This window comes from Mesorhizobium sp. M0983, assembly GCF_040318975.1.
GTDB lineage: Bacteria > Pseudomonadota > Alphaproteobacteria > Rhizobiales > Rhizobiaceae > Mesorhizobium.
Window position 1 is genome coordinate 49,058 of the sequence record NZ_JAMYNH010000002.1, and the last position, 17,709, is coordinate 66,766.

18 protein-coding genes and 3 pseudogenes are annotated in these 17,709 nt (G+C 61.0%); 12 read left to right on the plus strand and 9 right to left on the minus strand.

Annotated features, from left to right (window positions below; translation table 11 throughout):
- A pseudogene (locus NKH71_RS03735) lies at window positions 1-575 on the plus strand (transposase); the annotation flags it as partial.
- A 49-nt stretch (window positions 576-624) separates the two neighbouring features.
- On the opposite strand, the gene NKH71_RS03740 reads toward NKH71_RS03735, so the two are convergent.
- The 4 genes from NKH71_RS03740 to NKH71_RS03755 form a co-directional block, all read right to left on the minus strand.
- On the minus strand, window positions 625-1,269 hold the full coding sequence (locus NKH71_RS03740; protein WP_352894482.1) for a nuclear transport factor 2 family protein: 645 nt from the start codon (window positions 1,267-1,269) through the stop codon (window positions 625-627).
- A gap of 200 nt (window positions 1,270-1,469) precedes the next feature.
- Entirely contained in the window at window positions 1,470-1,682 is a 213-nt protein-coding gene (locus tag NKH71_RS03745; RefSeq protein ID WP_031195447.1) for a ferredoxin, read from the minus strand.
- 40 nt (window positions 1,683-1,722) lie between these two features.
- Window positions 1,723-2,940 carry a cytochrome P450 gene (locus NKH71_RS03750; RefSeq protein ID WP_352894484.1) on the minus strand — a complete coding sequence of 406 codons (1,218 nt, stop codon included), beginning with the start codon at window positions 2,938-2,940 and terminating at the stop codon, window positions 1,723-1,725.
- Window positions 2,941-3,889: 949 nt separating this feature from the next.
- On the minus strand, window positions 3,890-4,150 hold the full coding sequence (locus NKH71_RS03755) for a M24 family metallopeptidase (RefSeq protein WP_352894668.1): 261 nt from the start codon (window positions 4,148-4,150) through the stop codon (window positions 3,890-3,892).
- A gap of 299 nt (window positions 4,151-4,449) precedes the next feature.
- On the opposite strand from NKH71_RS03755, the gene NKH71_RS03760 reads away from it, so the two are divergent.
- Both NKH71_RS03760 and NKH71_RS03765 read left to right on the plus strand, forming a co-directional pair.
- Window positions 4,450-4,800 (plus strand): MbcA/ParS/Xre antitoxin family protein, encoded by a 351-nt coding sequence (locus NKH71_RS03760; RefSeq protein ID WP_023723076.1) that lies wholly within the window; start codon window positions 4,450-4,452, stop codon window positions 4,798-4,800.
- Window positions 4,801-4,808: 8 nt separating this feature from the next.
- Window positions 4,809-5,306 (plus strand): RES family NAD+ phosphorylase, encoded by a 498-nt coding sequence (locus NKH71_RS03765; RefSeq protein ID WP_352894487.1) that lies wholly within the window; start codon window positions 4,809-4,811, stop codon window positions 5,304-5,306.
- Window positions 5,307-5,517: 211 nt separating this feature from the next.
- On the opposite strand, the pseudogene NKH71_RS03770 reads toward NKH71_RS03765, so the two are convergent.
- From NKH71_RS03770 to NKH71_RS03790, 5 genes and pseudogenes are all read right to left on the minus strand, one after another.
- Window positions 5,518-5,763 (minus strand): annotated as a pseudogene (locus NKH71_RS03770) (nitrogen fixation protein NifQ); the annotation flags it as partial.
- Between the two features lie 30 nt (window positions 5,764-5,793).
- The gene (locus tag NKH71_RS03775; protein WP_352894489.1) at window positions 5,794-6,123 is read right to left on the minus strand and encodes a TroA family protein; all 330 of its coding nucleotides are present in this window, start codon (window positions 6,121-6,123) and stop codon (window positions 5,794-5,796) included.
- Between the two features lie 95 nt (window positions 6,124-6,218).
- Window positions 6,219-6,569, minus strand: a complete 351-nt coding sequence (locus NKH71_RS03780; RefSeq protein WP_352894491.1) for a TroA family protein — start codon at window positions 6,567-6,569, stop codon at window positions 6,219-6,221.
- A gap of 11 nt (window positions 6,570-6,580) precedes the next feature.
- Complete coding sequence (locus NKH71_RS03785) at window positions 6,581-7,642, minus strand: hemin-degrading factor (protein WP_352894492.1); 1,062 nt, start codon at window positions 7,640-7,642, stop codon at window positions 6,581-6,583.
- 33 nt (window positions 7,643-7,675) lie between these two features.
- Window positions 7,676-7,930: a hypothetical protein gene (locus NKH71_RS03790; RefSeq protein WP_352894494.1), complete on the minus strand. Its 255-nt coding sequence runs from the start codon at window positions 7,928-7,930 to the stop codon at window positions 7,676-7,678.
- A 425-nt stretch (window positions 7,931-8,355) separates the two neighbouring features.
- On the opposite strand from NKH71_RS03790, the gene NKH71_RS03795 reads away from it, so the two are divergent.
- The 9 genes and pseudogenes from NKH71_RS03795 to nifA all read left to right on the plus strand — a co-directional run bounded on the left by NKH71_RS03795 (window position 8,356) and on the right by nifA (window position 17,666).
- Window positions 8,356-8,676 carry a HesB/IscA family protein gene (locus tag NKH71_RS03795; RefSeq protein ID WP_031195445.1) on the plus strand — a complete coding sequence of 107 codons (321 nt, stop codon included), beginning with the start codon at window positions 8,356-8,358 and terminating at the stop codon, window positions 8,674-8,676.
- Between the two features lie 460 nt (window positions 8,677-9,136).
- Window positions 9,137-10,354, plus strand: coding sequence for a cysteine desulfurase NifS (gene nifS, locus NKH71_RS03800; RefSeq protein WP_352894496.1), 1,218 nt, complete (start codon window positions 9,137-9,139; stop codon window positions 10,352-10,354).
- On the plus strand, window positions 10,351-11,556 hold the full coding sequence (locus NKH71_RS03805; protein WP_352894497.1) for a hydroxymethylglutaryl-CoA lyase-like TIM-barrel protein: 1,206 nt from the start codon (window positions 10,351-10,353) through the stop codon (window positions 11,554-11,556). The genes nifS and NKH71_RS03805 overlap by 4 nt, the downstream gene beginning before the upstream one ends.
- On the plus strand, window positions 11,553-11,933 hold the full coding sequence (nifW, locus tag NKH71_RS03810) for a nitrogenase stabilizing/protective protein NifW (RefSeq protein ID WP_023723066.1): 381 nt from the start codon (window positions 11,553-11,555) through the stop codon (window positions 11,931-11,933). Before NKH71_RS03805 ends, nifW begins: the two co-directional genes overlap by 4 nt.
- A gap of 187 nt (window positions 11,934-12,120) precedes the next feature.
- The gene (locus NKH71_RS03815; protein WP_023723065.1) at window positions 12,121-12,972 is read left to right on the plus strand and encodes an electron transfer flavoprotein subunit beta/FixA family protein; all 852 of its coding nucleotides are present in this window, start codon (window positions 12,121-12,123) and stop codon (window positions 12,970-12,972) included.
- Window positions 12,973-12,988: 16 nt separating this feature from the next.
- Window positions 12,989-14,098: an electron transfer flavoprotein subunit alpha/FixB family protein gene (locus NKH71_RS03820; protein WP_352894669.1), complete on the plus strand. Its 1,110-nt coding sequence runs from the start codon at window positions 12,989-12,991 to the stop codon at window positions 14,096-14,098.
- 9 nt (window positions 14,099-14,107) lie between these two features.
- Complete coding sequence (locus NKH71_RS03825) at window positions 14,108-15,415, plus strand: FAD-binding protein (protein ID WP_352894500.1); 1,308 nt, start codon at window positions 14,108-14,110, stop codon at window positions 15,413-15,415.
- An 11-nt stretch (window positions 15,416-15,426) separates the two neighbouring features.
- Window positions 15,427-15,726 carry a ferredoxin family protein gene (locus NKH71_RS03830; RefSeq protein WP_023723062.1) on the plus strand — a complete coding sequence of 100 codons (300 nt, stop codon included), beginning with the start codon at window positions 15,427-15,429 and terminating at the stop codon, window positions 15,724-15,726.
- Window positions 15,727-15,901: 175 nt separating this feature from the next.
- Window positions 15,902-17,666 (plus strand): annotated as a pseudogene (nifA, locus tag NKH71_RS03835) (nif-specific transcriptional activator NifA).
- The last annotated feature ends 43 nt before the right edge of the window (window positions 17,667-17,709 follow it).

Here is a 17,709-nt window from a genome sequence, read left to right on the forward strand (position 1 = left end):
ATGATGGGCGAGCGGACCGTGATGCAGGAAGCGCTGTTCTACGAGTTCAGCATCGAACGTCACGTGCCATCAGACCATCTGCTTCGCTCGATTGACCGGTTCGTCGACCTGTCCGAACTGCGCTCGCATCTGCGGCCGTTCTATAGCGAGATCGGCCGGCCCTCGATCGATCCGGAACTGATGATCCGGATGCTGATCGTCGGCTACTGCTTCGGCATCCGCTCCGAGCGCCGGCTCTGCGAGGAAGTACATCTGAATCTCGCCTATCGCTGGTTTTGCCGGCTTGGCCTGGAGGGTGATGTCCCGGACCATTCCACTTTCTCCAAGAACCGGCACGGCCGCTTTCGCGACAGCGATCTGCTGCGCGAGTTGTTCGAGACTACGGTCCGCCGCTGCATCGAAGAAGATCTCGTCGGCAACGAGGGCTTCGCCGTCGATGCCAGCCTCATCAGAGCGGACGCGAACAAGCAGCGCTCAGCCGATGGATCGGAGCAGGTCGACTGGGAGACGATGGCGGCACACGCCGCTCGGTACAGGAGTATCTCGACACGTTGGACGATGCCGCGTGGGGTGCAGACCGTCACGCCGTCGCGGAGAGAAAAGGCACTCCTATCGGCCGCATTCTCACCGGGCAGGCTTTCGCCGGGATCGCTGTGGCATTGCAAAATTGGTATACTCTGTTTTCCCCACTGCCGATGCGGCCTCCCACTCGAAACCTTTGAAGGCGTCAGGGCGAAAAGGAATGCGACGCTTCTTAAGCGTGTAAACCGGATCGTGCGGATGCGGTGCTCCAATAGGCTGTCGCTTGCCGAACCGTTCTGCTTCAACGACCGCTGGTGGGATCTGCTCTTCGAGCCAATCGTAGACCACTGTCCGTTCGGCAATCCGCCACTCCCCCTCCCTCTTGTGAAACAGATCGCAGTATCGGCCGCAGAGGAGCGCCTGGCGTACTTCTCCGTCGTTGTCCAGTCCGCGTTGCAGCGCGGTGAAATAGCTCTCGACCGCAGCCTCTGCCGAGCTGATGAATTCGATCAGGACGTTCGTGATCTGATGGATGTTGCGGGGTCCGCTCTTGAAGACGCTGAGCGCAAACCGGATGAAGCCCTCTGCCGAGCCGCAATTGGCCCGGTGATTGTCATGCGCATCGGGCCAGTACGCGCTGCGGAGCGCCGCTTCATCCGCGCGGTCTATTCCGCGGCAGTACCGATAGAGGCAGTCGCGGATCGCCTCACGGTCAAGTAGTTCGGCAATTTTTTTCGCCTGGTCCATCGGCTCTGTCCCAATTCTGTGATTGGAGAGGTGTTTCGCCAACCCGCGTCCTGCAGTTTGCGCATCAGAGCACAGATGCCCCCCTGCGCAGTTGGATGAGGACGGTGCCGGGACAGGGATCGCGCGCCGTCCTTTTCCCAGTGTGCGGCCACATGGTCGATCCCATTCAAGCCAGCCAGACTCTCGATTTGAATGACGTCCTATTCAACCCGCGCAGCCGGTGTACGGTCGAGTTCCAGCGCCCGTTCGGGGCAGGATCGCGCGCCTCGCGATGCAGGCAGCTCCTCCCCTTCCGCAACTTCAATGTCACCGGGTAGGATGTAACCCTCGTCATCAAGCTTGAAGATGTCGGGCGCTTGCGCCGCGCATCGCGCGTGACCTTGGCATTTGGAATTTTGGACGATGATGCGCATGGCGCTGCCTCCATTGTCTGTGCCCCGGCTCGGGGCGGGCCTAAGACCAGTCCAAGATCAAATTTTCGATCCCGAACACATGGCCGCCAGTGGTTATGGGTGCCGTACCCCTCTTGATCCTGAAAGCCGGGATGCGCGCCAGCCACTCCTCCAGGCCAATGACAATCTCCCGCCGGGCAAGGTGCGAGCCAAGGCAACGGTGGGGACCATAGCCAAAGGCGGCGTGGCGGTTGTCCTCCCGCTCCAAATCGATCTTGTTGGGGCATTCGAATTCCGCCGGGTCACGATTGGCAATCATCGTGGCGCAGGAAACATAGTCCCCCTTCCGGATGGGCGCGCCTTCGAAGTCGATATCTTTCGTTGCCACGCGGATCAACTGAACGGTCGGATAGACGCGCAGCAATTCTTCGGCCGCGAGCACGATCCGTTCCGGTTCGCTCCGCAGCAATTGCTGATCTTTGAGGTTGCGCGCGAGGTAGGCCAAGTCAAAGCCTATAGCTGCTGCGACCGTGTCGAGCCCGGCGACGAAGACAAGCACGCCGATGCCGCGGACTTGCGTGTCCGTCAGCCGGCGGCCCTCGACCTGTGCCTGCACGATGAAGGTCATGAAATCGTCAACGGCGTCCTCGCGGCGCATGGCTGCAAGTTCGTCGATGAACGCCACGATCGTCCGGGCCGCCGCCGGGCGTTTCACATCGTCACCGTGGAGCAGGTCTTTCCCCCAGCCGACAAATGTGTCGAGTCGGTCATCCGGCAGCCCCAGAAAGCGAAGGAAGATGCTGACTGCGAAAGGAAATGCAAAATCCTTCATGACGTCGCAGCTTGTGCCCGACGCGGCGATCCTTTCGATCAGCTCGATCGCCCGTTCGCGGACAGCCGGTTCCAAAGCCATCACCCGCTTTGGCGAAAGCAGCGGATTGAGTAGCGAGCGAAAGACGCCATGGGCAGGCGGATCCAGTTCAAGCGGGATCATCGGCCAGTTTTCGCCAAGCGCGGACGCGAAGATGCTGCGATGGCTCGAAAACGTTTCGGCATCCTGCAGCACCCGGCGCTGGTCACTGGCGCGAGTGATGACCCAGGTACCCCGCCCATCGCGCGTGTTGCAGGGCGAATAGAAGATCGGCGGCCCGGCATGTACGCAAGCGACGGCTGCTTGCGGATCCCCGTTGGGCGTCGGTGACATCCCTGGTGACGTAAACAGGCTGAAGTCCCTCGCCATTTCGGGCGGGACGTGATCTGGAACGGGATTGGTCGCCATTTTGCTTTCTCTACATCAGGCGTTCATGCGCTCGATTGAGGTTGCACTCTGTTCATAGAGTCGATTACCAGCATGGATACGTCCCGGCTTCAGGCGCTTGATATTCTGTTGCGCGACACAGCCCACCTGCGTACCAGAGCGGATGAGATCGGTTGCGAATTCAATCAGAAGGGGCATCTCGTCGCGCTGCGGTCATAAAGCATAGCCGCCGCTTATCCCCGTTAGGGTTGAGAGACTGGTCAATCACCGCAGAGCTCGTTAGGCACTGCTGACGCCCCGCTGATAAAATTGTTGAAGCAAGTCGCGTGCCGGATAGGCGTACCGATGGCGCTGCATCAAGCGACGCCCAGCCTGCACTGGGCCCGCCGCCGCTAAGTTTGATGACCATCTGTCCATCATTCTTAGGACAACGTCCGACAACCGACATCCACGGTCGGTTTTGTCGAGTCCGCGACACCGGGCTGTTCAGCCTGGCTCCTGCTGCACTGGATTTAAGCCATTGCGTCGATCGCCTGGCGGGTGATGGCGAGCACACCATCCGGAGATGAATGAGGAAAAGATCAGCGGGCTGCAAGAGGTCGAGGTTCGCGATGCCAAGGGCAAGCCTGAGACGCGGTCGAGATCAAATACCGCCGCATCCATGTCCTGCCGCCGATCGGCAAACAGAAGCGCTATCCCGCGCTCGACCTCACGTGCTGTACGCCCAGGAGCGTGAGGAACCAAAGCATCGCCAAGGAACGGCTGGAAGCTGATCACCAACTGACCGTGCATTCCCACGACGATGCCATCGCGAAGCTCGACTGGTAGGCCATGCGCTGGAAGATCGAGACCTTCCAGAAAATCCTGAAATCCGGTTGCACAGCCGAAGAGGCACGGCTGCGGTTGGATGGGCTCAGGCGGACATTATGCGTTTTATCTTTTCTCGCCTTTGGCTGAAGGGATGGGCCGCTCAGGCGAGGGCCATGGATTCCAGATCAGATGGGAAATCGGTCAGCTTTCGGTAGCCATCAGCCGTGATCAGAACGGTGTCGGAATGGCGGTAGCCACCTTGGCGCCAGTAGATGCCCGGTTCGACACTGATGACCATGTTCTCTTGCAAGATGTCGTCGCTTCCCTCGGCAAGCCACGGTCCTTCGTGCCCGCTCATGCCGATACCGTGACCGTCCGGTGCAACAGGTTTCCGCCGAATCCTTCGGGACGCAGGAACAATATAACCTTGTGATCGACCTCATGGGTGCTGACGTGTATCAAGGGACGCTCGTCTGGTCACAGATTGAGACCGAAGATAGGAATCAGCAACTGCAGCCAAGCATCCCTGCCCGGCCGGACAAGAGGGACTTCCAGGCCTGCGCAGGACCAAGGGCGGGATCGCGAGCGGCGCGGTTGAGCGCAAGCCTCAGCGGCTCGCCCGATCTGCGAGCTGGGCTTTGATTTCCTTTCTTCTTGAACTCCGCTCATTCTGCCGCTATATTGCGTCAGAATCATTGGCGTCGAGACGAGGTCTGAGCCATGGGCGTGGCCCAATATGCGGATAACGGGATTTTCGCCCCGCGCCGGATTGCGGAAGCCTTCCGGACGACGAGCGAGGAGATCGCTCGCACGGCCGGGCTGGGCAAGGACGCGATCCAGCGCAAGGATCGGGTCCGGTCGGACAAGACCCAGCGGCGCTTGCGCGAGATGATCGAGATCATCAACAAGGTCGAGCCGCGCTTCGGTTCGGCGCTGATGGCCTATGCCTGGTATCGCTCGGAGCCGCTGCCAGGATTTTCCGGTCAGACGGCGATGCAGCTCGTGCGCAGCGGTCGGGCCGACGACGTGCTCGACTATATCGATGCGGTCGATTCCGGCGTGCACGCCTGACCCTGCGCATGCGTTATGACGGCAAGCTCTATCGGACATTGAACCCGATATATGCCCGCGAGCCGCTGTCGGGACGTGGCGCCGAGCTCTATGGCGGCCGGTTCAATCCTAAGGGCCTGCCGGCGCTCTACACATCTCTGTCCGTTATGACGGCGCTGCGGGAATCCAACCAGGTCGGCAACCTCCAGCCGACAACGCTCGTCTCCTATGACGCCGACCTCGACAACATTTTCGATTGCAGAGACGCGGCCGCGCTTGCGGCCGAAGGAATGGACGCCGCGACCCTCGCCGACATGACATGGCGTGATCAAATGAAGGCGAGCGGCGAGGCGAAGACGCAGGCTTTTGCCCGGCGCCTGATTGGCGCCGGCTACAACGGCCTCCTTGTCCGAAGCTTTGCTGCCGGTGCGACTGCCGAGGATATGAACCTCGTGCTGTGGAGGTGGTCCGACATTCCCCCGGCCCGTCTCATCCTGATCGACGACGAGAACCGCCTCTCGCAATAGAGCGCCTATGCGGCGATCCGGTGGCCCAGGTTGCCGCTGTCATCGCGAGATCCGCCTCGATCTCCGCGAGCTGACGGCTCTTCTCGGAAAATTCGCCGGCGAAGGCGAAATTGCCGCCATCGCGACTGGTAGGTACTTGGGGCTGCTCGAGCGAAGCATAGACCTTGCCTTGGCGGCCTTGTACCGCTGGCGAAAGCCAGTCTTGATCGAACTCGATCCCGTTCTCGATCCGTGTGAGGCGGCTTTCGCCTTCCTCCGGGCCGAAGCAGCTTTCGAAATCATTGCATTCCCGGCAACTGGGGGCGGTGCATAGCGAAAAACCTTCGGCCGCGCAGAGCTTCCGGTATTTCTTCCATTCCATGTTTTGGGCGTTGCCGGGCGCCAGCGTCGGAAAATGCGTGGCAAGCAGGCGGCTGAACTCGGCCCGATTAAGGCCAAGATTCTCCCAGACATGGTCAGCAGCCGTCCATGCTGATCAGCGTGCGGCCTATGCCAGTGAGTCGAGGCGATGGAGGGGTTCGCGAACAGCTCGTCCTCCGATATCGGCGGCCCGGCATTCTTCATCGGCAGGATCATGTCCGGCCTGGCAGTGACGATCGCCTCCTCGGACATCTGCTGTAGCCGGAGAAACACTCGACCGCATTAACAGCTTGATGATGCCGTCGCCTGCTGTGTCGCTGCTCGCGGCAAAGATCTTGCCGTCTTGCGCCGACAGCAGGAACAGGATGCGCTTGCGTTCCTTGATTGCTGCGGTCTGCTTTTCGGCTGCCTTCAGCTTTGCATCCATCTCGAGCGCCAACTTTTCGGCCTTTGGCATCGACGCCGAGCGCCTGGCAGACGACGCGCATCATTCAAGGACCCCTTTATGGCGGTGGTGCCCGGGCAGCTCGATGAAGGGCCCGTTCGATTTCGTCAACACATCGACCGCTTCCTTGGCGCCTTGCCATGCAAGGCCCGAATGTTGGACGGACTGACCGACAGAACACCCTGCGCCGACAGCTGACGCATGTAGCCGACATCGGGCACCTTCAGCGCGGCTTTCGGGTAGTAGCTCGTCGACTTGCGAGCGACGAGATGACTTTCCTCTAAGCGCGTAGACGATTCTCGGTGATCGAGCCGCCTATCGAGCGATCCGTGACAGATCGTACGTGACAGATCGTAAAGGACAGCTACGCCCTCATAGGCCTCGGCAGGCAAAGCGACGGCCAGCAGAACGAAGAGCACCGGCGCAAGCGCCGAGCGAAAACGGAAAACAGCGTGCATTGGATCTTACCTCATGCAGCGGTCGGACCGGGAATGCGTGGCAGGTTCTCGGCAAGGAACCGCCAGTCGCCACGCTCGCGTTCGCCTTCCTTGCGCGTGCCGAAGAACTGGATGATCATCTTGCCGTCGGCGCCATAGGCTTCGAGAGACGTGACGTGACCGTCCCTCGTCGGCTTGCGCACGGCCCAGACCTCGCGGATGTGATGGGTCCTAAGATGCAGGTGGAAGGTTTCGTCGAGCACATTGATCCGCGGCCCGATCTGCTTGACCGACTTGATCGGGCCGGAATGGATCTGGACGCAGCCACGATTGCCGACAAAGCACATGATCGGCATCTCGTCTTCGGCCGCGTGTTGGAACAGGGTGCCAACGGCATCATTGTCGAGCAGCCAGGCGTAGTCCTCGCCGGCCATACGCATCGCCTGGCAGCGGCTGAGCTTGAGTGTCTTCAACATATCGTAGAACTGATGCACGTCGCTCAGCCGACTCCAGTGCTCGCGTAGGTCCTCGACCGTGGCGGCTTGGTCCGGACTCACTGCGTTATCGCCCGCACCGCTCGCCTTGACCGATATGATCGGCTCCTGGTCCGAGGATTCGAGCTCTGCCATCAGCTTCTGATAGGCGTAGAGGTTTGAGGCGGGCCTGAGATGCACCTTGTGCACCGCCTCGCCGGTGGCATCAAAGAATTGCAGGCTGCGGCGGATGTGGTCGCCATCGCGCTTCTCGACGGCGAAGCCATACGCCCACACTTTCGGGAAGATGCGCAGGTCGATGTCGTCGCCGAGCACCATGGCATGCTGGTTGCCGGTGACCACTTTGTCGTAGACGCCGATCTTTTCGTGCACGGCACTATCATTGCGGGTCAGCGCCATCACCTCGCCGACCGCTTCGAGGCCGGTCAGCAGATCACTGACGCGCGGCTCGATGCGCACCGATCCGTGACCGCAATGCGCCGCGACCAGTTCCGCTTCCGAAACGCCCAGTCGGGCGGCGAGATCGTGCTCGCGTGTCTTCGGATTGTCTTCCCACGCCCGCCGGATTTCGTCCGGCGACGGTTTCTCGCGCTGGTCCATGTCTTACCCCTGCTTCCACCTACGTGTTGAGGATCAGCTGCCCTGCCGGGGGATCTTCAGCCGATAGGGCGCGCCGTAATCCTCGATCCCGATCTGGTGCTCGCCCAAGAACAGAGTGTCGCTGGAGAGCGAGCGCACGTCGACGGCACTCGCCCGAAACCGGGCGTGCTGTCTGAGCGGCGAGACCCGAGTGACACGAACAGGCACATGCCGATCGGATCCCATCAAGCCGGTCGGCGGCCACTGGGCGGTGGTGAGCGATTGTGGATGTCGACGCCAATCGGCCAATCAGGCATTCGGATGCCACGGCGGCGCTGCTTTGCCAAAGAAAGCGTATCTGACCCAGACCTGACATGTTGCTCCCTTCCTTCGCCCCATCGATCGCGAGGGCACCCACGACATGATTGTGGATCGGCAGTCTCTTTCCGCCTCGCCAAATGGACTGTCAAAAGCCGTGCCAATTGCGCCGAAGCAAGCTCAGAAGAAGTCTTTTGTACGATGGTCATTGGTTTAATGTGAGTTCAGCCAAGAACTCAGCCCTAACACCCCGTGTGGCGGACTCGACAAACCCGACAGTACGTGTCGGTTGGCCGACACCTTCCCAGCCGGCTCACCAGAACCACAGCAGTGTCAGAGATGTCGCGCTGTGTTGAAACGGTTTTTTGCTTTGGCACGGTGCATGCAACGTGATGCGCAAGCAGGAGAATGGAGCCATGATTACGCTCACCGACAACGCTGTTGCCGCCGTCAAGACTGCGCTTTCCCGCGCCAGCGAGCCGGCGGAAGGCTTTCGCATCATGGTCCAGGCCGGCGGCTGCGCCGGCTTCAAATACTTAATGGGCCTGGAGAGCGTGTCGCGCGAGGGCGACGCGATCACTGAGACAGATGGGATCAAGCTGTTCGTGGACGCGGGCTCCCAACCCCATGTCGCCGGTATGACCGTCGACTTCGTCACCGGGCTCGAATCTTCCGGCTTTGTCTTCGACAACCCCAACGCGCGCGAGAAGTGCGGCTGCGGCAAGTCCTTTAGTTGATCGCCCGAAGCGCCTGCGCGGGTCCATGAAGCGATTGCCGCCGATGGACTCATTGCGGCAGAGGAGGCTTATATGGCCAGCACAACAGATGTCCCCGTCCTCAAGAACAAGGCAAGGTCGAAGCCGATCTTGGGACAGGCAATCGCTTCCGGTAGGATGCAAAGAACGTCGCCTCCCGAAACAGTTCGGTTCCTGGTGGCACCCGAGCTGCTGGCCGTCAAATCGCGCCGCTGCGCCAAATTCGGCTTATCAATAACGTTGTCGCGTTCGGGCGTCCTTACCTGCGGGCTGACGGCGGCGACTGCGAACTTGTCCATGTCGACGCCGATCCGTCTACTTCAAACTGTCGGGCGTCTGCGCCGGCTGCCGGTTCGGGACCATCATCATCAACCGCATGCGCCAGAGGCTCAATGAGGCGGTCTCGCGCTCGCGTCATTCTGATCAACTGAGGATCGCACCTATGAAGCCTGTCTATCTCGACAACAACGCAACCACACGGGTCGATCCTGAGGTCGTGCAAGCGATGTTGCCGTTCTTTACGGATCAATTCGGCAACCCTTCGTCGGCGCACGCTTTTGGCGGCTCAGTCAGTGCGGCGGTGAGAAAGGGGCGGAGGCAGTTGCAAGCGCTGATCGGCGCGGAGTTCGACGATGAGATCACCTTCACCTCGGGTGGGACAGAAAGCGACAATGCCGCGCTTCTTTCGGCGCTCGAGGCGGCCCCTAACCGAACCGAGATCGTGACGTCCGCGGTCGAGCATCCCGCCGTGCTGACGCTCTGCGCGCATCTTGAGAACACCCGCCGCGTCAAAGTGCACAGGATCTCAGTGGATTGCCGTGGCCGGCTCGACCTCGACGCCTATATGGCTGCCCTCACCCCACAGGTGGCAATCGTCTCGATAATGTGGGCGAACAACGAGACTGGTGTGATCTTCCCCGTGGCCAGGCTTGCCGAGTTGGCCAAGGGAGTGGGCGCCCTTTTCCATACCGATGCTGTGCAGGCGGTCGGCAAGCTTCCGATGGACCTGAAGTCGACCGCAATCGACATGCTGTCGCTCTCCGGCCACAAGCTGCACGGGCCGAAAGGGATCGGCGCGCTTTTCGTAAAACGTGGCGTCAACTTCTACGCGCTGATCAAGGGAGGGCACCAAGAGTACGATCGGCGTGCGGGCACCGAGAATACGCCCGGCATAGTCGGGCTCGGCATGGCGGCCGAACTCGCCTCGAAATTCATGGACGACGAGAGCACACGGGTAAAGTCGCTCCGCGATCGCCTTGAGAACGGGGTTCTCCAGCGCATCCCGAACACCTTTGTCACTGGCGACACGCTGGAGAGGTTGCCTAACACCGCAAACATCGCCTTCGAATCTATCCAAGGGGATGCAATCCAAATTCTCCTCAGCCGCGTGGGTATCGCCTGTTCGGCCGGCTCCGCCTGCAGCTCCGGCTCCCTGGAGCCGAGCCATGTCTTGAGGGCGATGAACATGCCACATGGGGCAGTCCGCTTTTCCTTCGCGCGCGACAACGGCGAAGCGGACGTCGACCGGGTGCTCGAGGTCATGCCCGCAATCGTGGAGAGGCTGCGTGGCGTTCGCAATTCCGGGCCGGGCAAGCGAAGTGCCGAAGACCTTCAATTCGGTCTATGCTCCCGCGCCGGAAGAACCGGTAGTCGCTCATGAGCCGTCAGGTCTTTCTCAACGATACGACCTTGCGCGATGGCGAGCAGGCAACAGGCATCACCTTTACGACGACGGAAAAGCTGGAGATAGCCCAATCTCTTGCGGCGGCCGGCGTCGCAGAAATCGAGATCGGCACGCCGGTCATGGGCGCCGACGAGATCGAAACAATTCGCGCCGTGGTCGCGCGGCGTCTCCCGGTTCGGCTCATGGCCTGGTGCCGGATGACGTCGCTGGATCTCGATGCAGCGATCGAGAGCGGCGTCCAGGCCGTCAATCTGTCGCTGCCTTCGTCGGACATCCAACTTTCGGCCAAGCTCGGGCTCGACAAAGCGGGAGCGCTCCAGGTCATCGAGCATATGGTCAGGCGCGCAGCCGCCGCCGGCTTCTTCGTCGCGGTGGGCTGCGAGGATGCCTCGCGGGCCGATCGGGATCATCTCGCCCGCGTCATCGAGACGGCTGTACGCGCCGGCGCAAGCCGCGTCAGGCTAACCGACACAGTTGGCGTTCTGGACCCCTTTTCGGCCTTCGAACTTGTCGCCCAGCTCGTGTCGCAGTCTCCAATCGACCTTGAATTTCATGCGCACAACGATCTAGGACTTGCTGCCGCCAACACGCTGGCCGTGATCCGCGCAGGCGCGCGGCATGCCTCCGTCACTGTCCTGGGGCTCGGCGAGCGTGCGGGCAATGCCGCGCTCGAGGAGGTGGCCGCCGCGATAGCGGTCCTCGACGGCGCGGACACCGGCATCGAGTTGACCGCATTGCCCGACCTCGCCGCCCAGGTGGCTTGGGCCGCCCGCCGGCAGACCGCGGCCATTAAGCCGGTCGTCGGCGCCGATGTTTTCACCCACGAATCCGGCATTCACGTCGCAGGGCTGAACGACTCGCGTACTTATCAGGGGCTCGATCCGGCTCTCGTGGGCCGCTGCTGGCGTATCGTCATCGGCAAGCATTCCGGCGCCACTGCGATTGCCCATGTGCTGAGCGAAAGCGGTCGCGATCTCGACCCGGATCTGGCAGCCGCGATTGTGGCCCGCGTCCGGCGCGAGGCGGCCAAGACCAAATCGACCGTCACTGCAACTCAACTGGTCGAGCTCTACGATGGAATGTGCAGCGAGGCATCCCTCGCGGAGCTGTGCGGGTCCAGGTCAGCCGTGCGCGAGCGCACCGACACCACAGTTTTCCGACCAGGGAGAATGCAATGAATTGTTCCGCTGACAGCCGCCCCATCGATGTCACCGACATCCTCGCACGACTGAAGCGCCTGTCGGCTGCGGAGGAGTTCTTCGCAGTCCTTGGCGTCTCCTATGACCCGAAGGTGCTGAATGTCTCGCGGCTCCATATCATGAAGCGCGTGGGCCAATACCTTGCCGAAGAAGATTTCTCCGGTCTGCCCGACCAGGTGATTGCCGCGCGGGTGCGCGCGACGCTCGAACGCGCTTACGAGGACTTCGCGATTTCCTCGCCGCTCACGCATCGGGTCTTCAAGGTGCTCAAAGACCACGACCCGAACAAAGCTGCCACGCCGGGCCGCACCTTTGTCCCGTTCGACTCCGTACTGAAGCGGTTCGGACAGGAATGACCGCGACACGGGTGCGACGCGACAATGTCGAGAAGCCGACAAATCCGGTCATCACCACGGCGTCCTCAGAAGCAACCAACCGAAGTTCTAGCAATAGAGGACACGCAAAACAGTTGGCACGAATGATGCAAACCAAGGAGATGAACCGCCAAGCCCGCATCCGGACAGGAGCCTCGAGAAACCGCCAATGCACATCGTAATCTGCATCAAGCAGGTGCCGGACTCGGCACAGATACGGGTCCATCCGGTGACGAACACGATCATGCGCCAGGGTGTTCCGACCATCATCAACCCGTACGACCTGTTCGCCCTCGAAGAAGCCCTCAGACTGCGCGACGCCTATGGTGGCGAGGTCACAGTGCTCACCATGGGGCCGCCCATGGCAGAGGACGCGCTGCGCAAGGCGCTCGGTTACGGCGCCGATCGCGCGGTGCTCTTGACCGACCGCTATTTTGCCGGCTCCGACACACTTGCGACATCATTCGCACTTTCCCAGGCAATCGCGAAGGTTGGCGAGACGTTCGGCACGCCAGACCTCGTCTTCACCGGCAAGCAGACGATCGATGGCGACACCGCCCAGGTCGGACCCGGCATCGCCAAGCGCCTCGATCTCCTGCAGCTCACTTATGTCGCGAAGATCGCCTCTATTGACCTTGCTGCGCGCGAGATCAAGGTCGAGCGCCGCTCCGAAGGCGGCACGCAGATGCTGAAGAGCAGGCTTCCTTGCCTCATCACGATGCTGGAAGGCACAAACGAGATCCGCCGGGGCTCGATCCAGGACGCCCTATGCGCCGCGCGCAGCCAGGTCTTGAAATGGACTGCGGCCGACGCCGGCATTGAGGATCTCACCAAATGCGGCCTGCGCGGTTCACCGACGGTCGTTAAGCGCGTTTTCGCCCCTCCTGCGCGGGCGGAAAAGGCGGCACAAATCGACACCGCCGAGATGGCCTTGCGCGATGTCGCTGACGAACTCATCACCGCAATCTTCACGCGCCAGCCGGCGCTGGAACATGAGCTCGCCTTCAACGGCGGCGCGTGACGGCAAGGAGCAGACGATGTCGAGCGCGAACCGAGAAACCCCTCGCCCTGCCGCCGGCCGGGCCGGCATAAAGAAGGAGCTGCCCGCGCATTTCAAGGACTACCGGCACGTCTGGGTTTTCATCGAGCTCGAACGCGGCCAGGTCCATCCCGTATCATTCGAACTGCTCGGTGAAGGCCGCAAGTTAGCCGACAAGCTTCAGGTCCAGCTTGCGGGCGTCGTGCTTGGACCGCCGGGAGAGGCCATGGGGAACGCCGTTGCCGAAGCCTTCGCTTATGGCGCCGACCTTGTCTACATCGTCGAGGCGCCGCTGCTCGCCGACTATCGGAACGAGCCTTTCACCAAGGCGATGACGGATCTGGTTGATACCCACAAACCTGAGATCCTTCTTCTCGGTGCCACCACACTTGGCAGGGATCTTGCCGGTTCCGTGGCGACGACCTTGCAGACAGGGCTCACGGCCGACTGCACCGAACTCGATGTGGATGCCGACGGTTCGCTGGCGGCGACCCGTCCGACTTTCGGCGGTTCCTTGTTGTGCACGATCTATACGCTCAATTTCCGCCCGCAGATGGCGACAGTGCGACCGAGGGTCATGCCCATGCCGCAGCGGGCGGATAAACCGGTCGGCCGTGTCATCCGGCACAAGCTGTCGGTAGCGGAGGACGAGATCGTTACCAAAGTCCTCGGTTTCCTGCCGGATAGTCAGTCGACAAAGTCAAATCTTGCCTATGCCGACGTCGTGGTTGCGGGAGGCCTCGGTCTAGGCGCGGCGGAGAACCTGCAGCTTGTGAAGAATCTCGCGCGAGCAATTGGCGCCGAGCATGGCTGTTCGCGCCCGTTGGTCCAGAAGAGCTGGATGTCGGCTGATCGGCAGATCGGCCAAACTGGCAAGACCATCCGGCCGAAGCTTTACATAGCGGCCGGGATTTCCGGCGCCGTCCAGCATCGGGTTGGCGTCGAGGGGGCGGATCTCATCGTGGCCATCAACACCGACCCGAACGCGCCGATTTTCGATTTCGCTCACCTCGGGATCGTCACCGACGCGATCCGCTTCCTGCCCGCACTGACGGAAGCCTTCACCCGGCGGCTGTCGCCCCACAGTCGCGATAAGCTTGCGAGCTAAGAGATGGACATGATCGAGGAAAAATTCGACGCCATTGTTATTGGTGCCGGCATGTCCGGAAACGCAGCTGCTTACACCATGGCCAGCCACGGCCTGACGGTGCTGCAGTTGGAGCGGGGTGAATACCCGGGCTCCAAGAATGTCCAGGGTGCCATCATGTACGCGAACATGCTGGAGAAGATCATCCCTGATTTCCGGGACGATGCGCCTCTCGAGCGGCATTTGGTTGAACAGCGGCTTTGGGTGATGGACGACACGTCCCACACCGGGATTCACTATCGATCGGACGACTTCAATGAGGCGAAGCCCAACCGCTACACGATCATCCGTGCCCAGTTCGATAAATGGTTTTCGCGTAAGGTGCGCGAGGCCGGCGCGACGGTTCTGTGCGAGACGACCGTGACGGAACTCATCCGTGACGCCAAGGGCAGGGTGATCGGCGTCCGCACAGACCGGGCCGGCGGAGCCATCTACGCGGACGTGGTCGTTCTCGCAGAAGGTGTCTGCGGACTGCTTGGCACGCGGGCCGGCCTGCGCGAGATGCCGAAGCCGCAAACCGTGGCGCTCGCCGTCAAGGAAATGCATTTCCTGCCCGAAGAGGTCATTGAGCAGCGGTTCGGCCTCAAGGGCGATGAAGGCTGCGTGATAGAGGCGGTGGGCACGACCTCCCGCAGCATGGCCGGGCTCGGCTTCCTCTACACCAACAAGGAGTCGATCTCACTGGGCATTGGCTGCCTCGTCTCCGATTTCGCCGCGATGGTCGAGAGCCCTTACGTCCTCCTCGACGCCTTAAAAAGCCATCCTTCGATCCGGCCGCTGATCGCCGGCTCGGAAGTGAAAGAATACTCCGCGCATCTCATTCCCGAAGGCGGCTACAAGGCTATTCCGCAGCTCTTTGGCGACGGCTGGGTCGTGGTCGGCGATGCCGCGCAACTGAACAACGCCATTCACCGCGAGGGTTCGAACCTCGCCATGACCTCCGGCCGCATCGCGGCTGAGGCAATCGTCGAGGTCAAGAGCCGCAACGGTCCTATGACCAAACGGAATCTCGCCCTTTACAAAGCCATGCTGGACAAGTCCTTCGTGGTCAAGGACCTAAGGAAATACAAAGACATGCCGGCCTTGCTCCACACCAATTCCTGCAATTATTTCACGACCTATCCGCGGTTGATGTCGCAAGCCGCGCAGAACTTCATGCGTGTCGACGGGACGCCGAAGATCGAGAAGGAAAAGGCTACGACGGCGGCCTTCATCAAGGCGCGCTCGCGCTGGGGGCTGGTCAGCGACGCGGTCCGCCTTGCATTGGCGTGGCGCTGAGGGGAGACGAAATGACGATCGCAGTGACGAAGTCACGTGTCGAGGACAAGCTTTACCAGAACCGCTACTTGGTGGATTCCGGCCGTCCGCATATCAAAGTGCTACCGCACGAGACGCCAAGCGCGAACTTGCTCGCGCTGACCCACGTCTGCCCGGCGAAATGCTATGAGTTGAACGACAAAGGTCAAGTGGAGATCACCGCCGACGGCTGCATGGAGTGCGGTACCTGCCGGATTTTGTGCGAGACCAATGGCGAGATCGAGTGGAACTATCCACGCGGCGGCTTCGGAGTCCTCTTCAAATTCGGATGACCGAGGCACGCACCGTATCAACAGGGTCAATCTTGGTACACCTGAGGTCGCGACCAACGCCAAGCCTATCTTTGCTGGAATCGCCTCGCAACAAGAGAGGCTCGTGAATACTGTGCTTTCAGAATTCAGATTCAAAAGGAGGAGCACTCTGGACGACAACCCCTGAGGTGTTTCCATGGCTCACGTACCGCAAGATCGGGTCGACGAGGTAGGACCTCGGGATACCCGCCCTGAACCGCCCATCAAAAGCATGCCCCAAGCAGATATCGCGCTCAGGGGACTCTACGAGATATCGAAGGTGCTGACCGCCCCCAGCGAGCTGGAGATTACGCTCGCCAATGTCGTGAACATCCTCCCTTCGTTTCTGCAGATGCGTCAGGGAGCAATCGTCGTCCTGGACGCTGAAGGAGAGCCGGAAATTGCAGCAACTGCCGGCAATACCCACGCCACCTCAATCAGGCACTCGCCGCGTCACACCACAGGCCGTAACAGATCAAATCGTCGCTACGGGGACGCCGCTCTTCATACCGGACGTCCGCAAGTCCCAACTATTTCAGGCTAACCTTCAAACGTCTTCGGGCAGCGGCACCATCCCAATTGCCTTTATCGGTATCCCGCTAAAGGCTGATCATAAGATACTTGGGACATTGTCGATCGACCGGGCCGGAGACGGCGCCACCGACTTTCGCAATGACGAGGACACATACTTCCTGACGATGGTCGCCAACCTTGTCGGCCGGACCATCCGTCTCCATCGTATCCTGAGTACAGATCGTCAGGGGTCTGTCCATGAGCAATGGAGACCGGAGAAATCGCCCAACGAGGGGAGGATCTGCCACCCTGCCCGGCAGGCGGACGTCAAAATCGACGGGATCGTCGGGGAAAGCCCCGCACTCAAGCAGGTGCTCGAAACCGTCTCGGTCGTAGCAGGGACTAATTCCACCGTGCTTCTGCGGGGTGAAAGCGGCACCGGCAAGGAATTCTTTGCGCAGGCCATCCATAAGCTCTCACGTCGGAGAAAGAAGTCTTTCGTCAAATTGAACTGCGCCGCACTGTCTGAAAGCGTTCTGGAGTCAGAACTGTTTGGGCATGAAAAGGGCGCTTTCACGGGTGCTATCTCCCAGCGCGCCGGTCGTTTTGAATTGGCAAATGAGGGAACGCTGCTACTTGATGAAATCGGCGAGATTTCGCCGGCCTTTCAAGCCAAGCTGTTGCGTGTCTTGCAGGAAGGCGAGTTGGAGCGAGTCGGCGGCACCAAAACGCTACAGGTCGACGTCCGCCTCATATGCGCCACCAACAAGGACCTCGAGACGGCCGTCATAAAAGGGGAGTTCCGGGCCGACCTTTATTACCGCATCAATGTGGTGCCAATCATCCTGCCTCCGCTCAGAGAGCGACCCGGCGATATTCCACGCCTTGCGAACGCCTTCCTCGACCGATTCAACAAGGAGAACGATCGCGCACTCGCCTTCGCGCCGTCGGCGCTTGACCTGATCTCGCAATGCTACTTCCCTGGTAACGTCCGCGAACTGGAGAACTGCGTCCAAAGGACGGCCACACTTGCGCGTTCAAGGACGATCACTCCATCCGATTTCGCCTGTAAGAAGAGCCAGTGCCTTTCCTGGCTCCTCTGGAAGGGAGTCGACCGCTCGAATGGCGGCAATGCCATCGACGATCTCGCACGGGTCAACGCAGTGCCGGTCGGATTGCAGCTGCCGGCCAGTCGCATCGGTGCCTCGGCGGGCAAGGTATCTCCCCTTACGGCCGGCGATCCGAACGATCCCGCTTGTCCCCCGCGTCTGACGGAACGCGACCGGCTGATCGACGCGATGGACAAGGCCGGTTGGGTTCAGGCCAGGGCGGCTCGTATCCTCGGCCTCACGCCGCGGCAAGTCGGCTACGCCCTGCGCCGGCATGGTATCGAGGTGAAGAAATTCTAGGCATCCGCTGGTGAAACGTAAGCCCGGAGTAGTCTCCCTCACA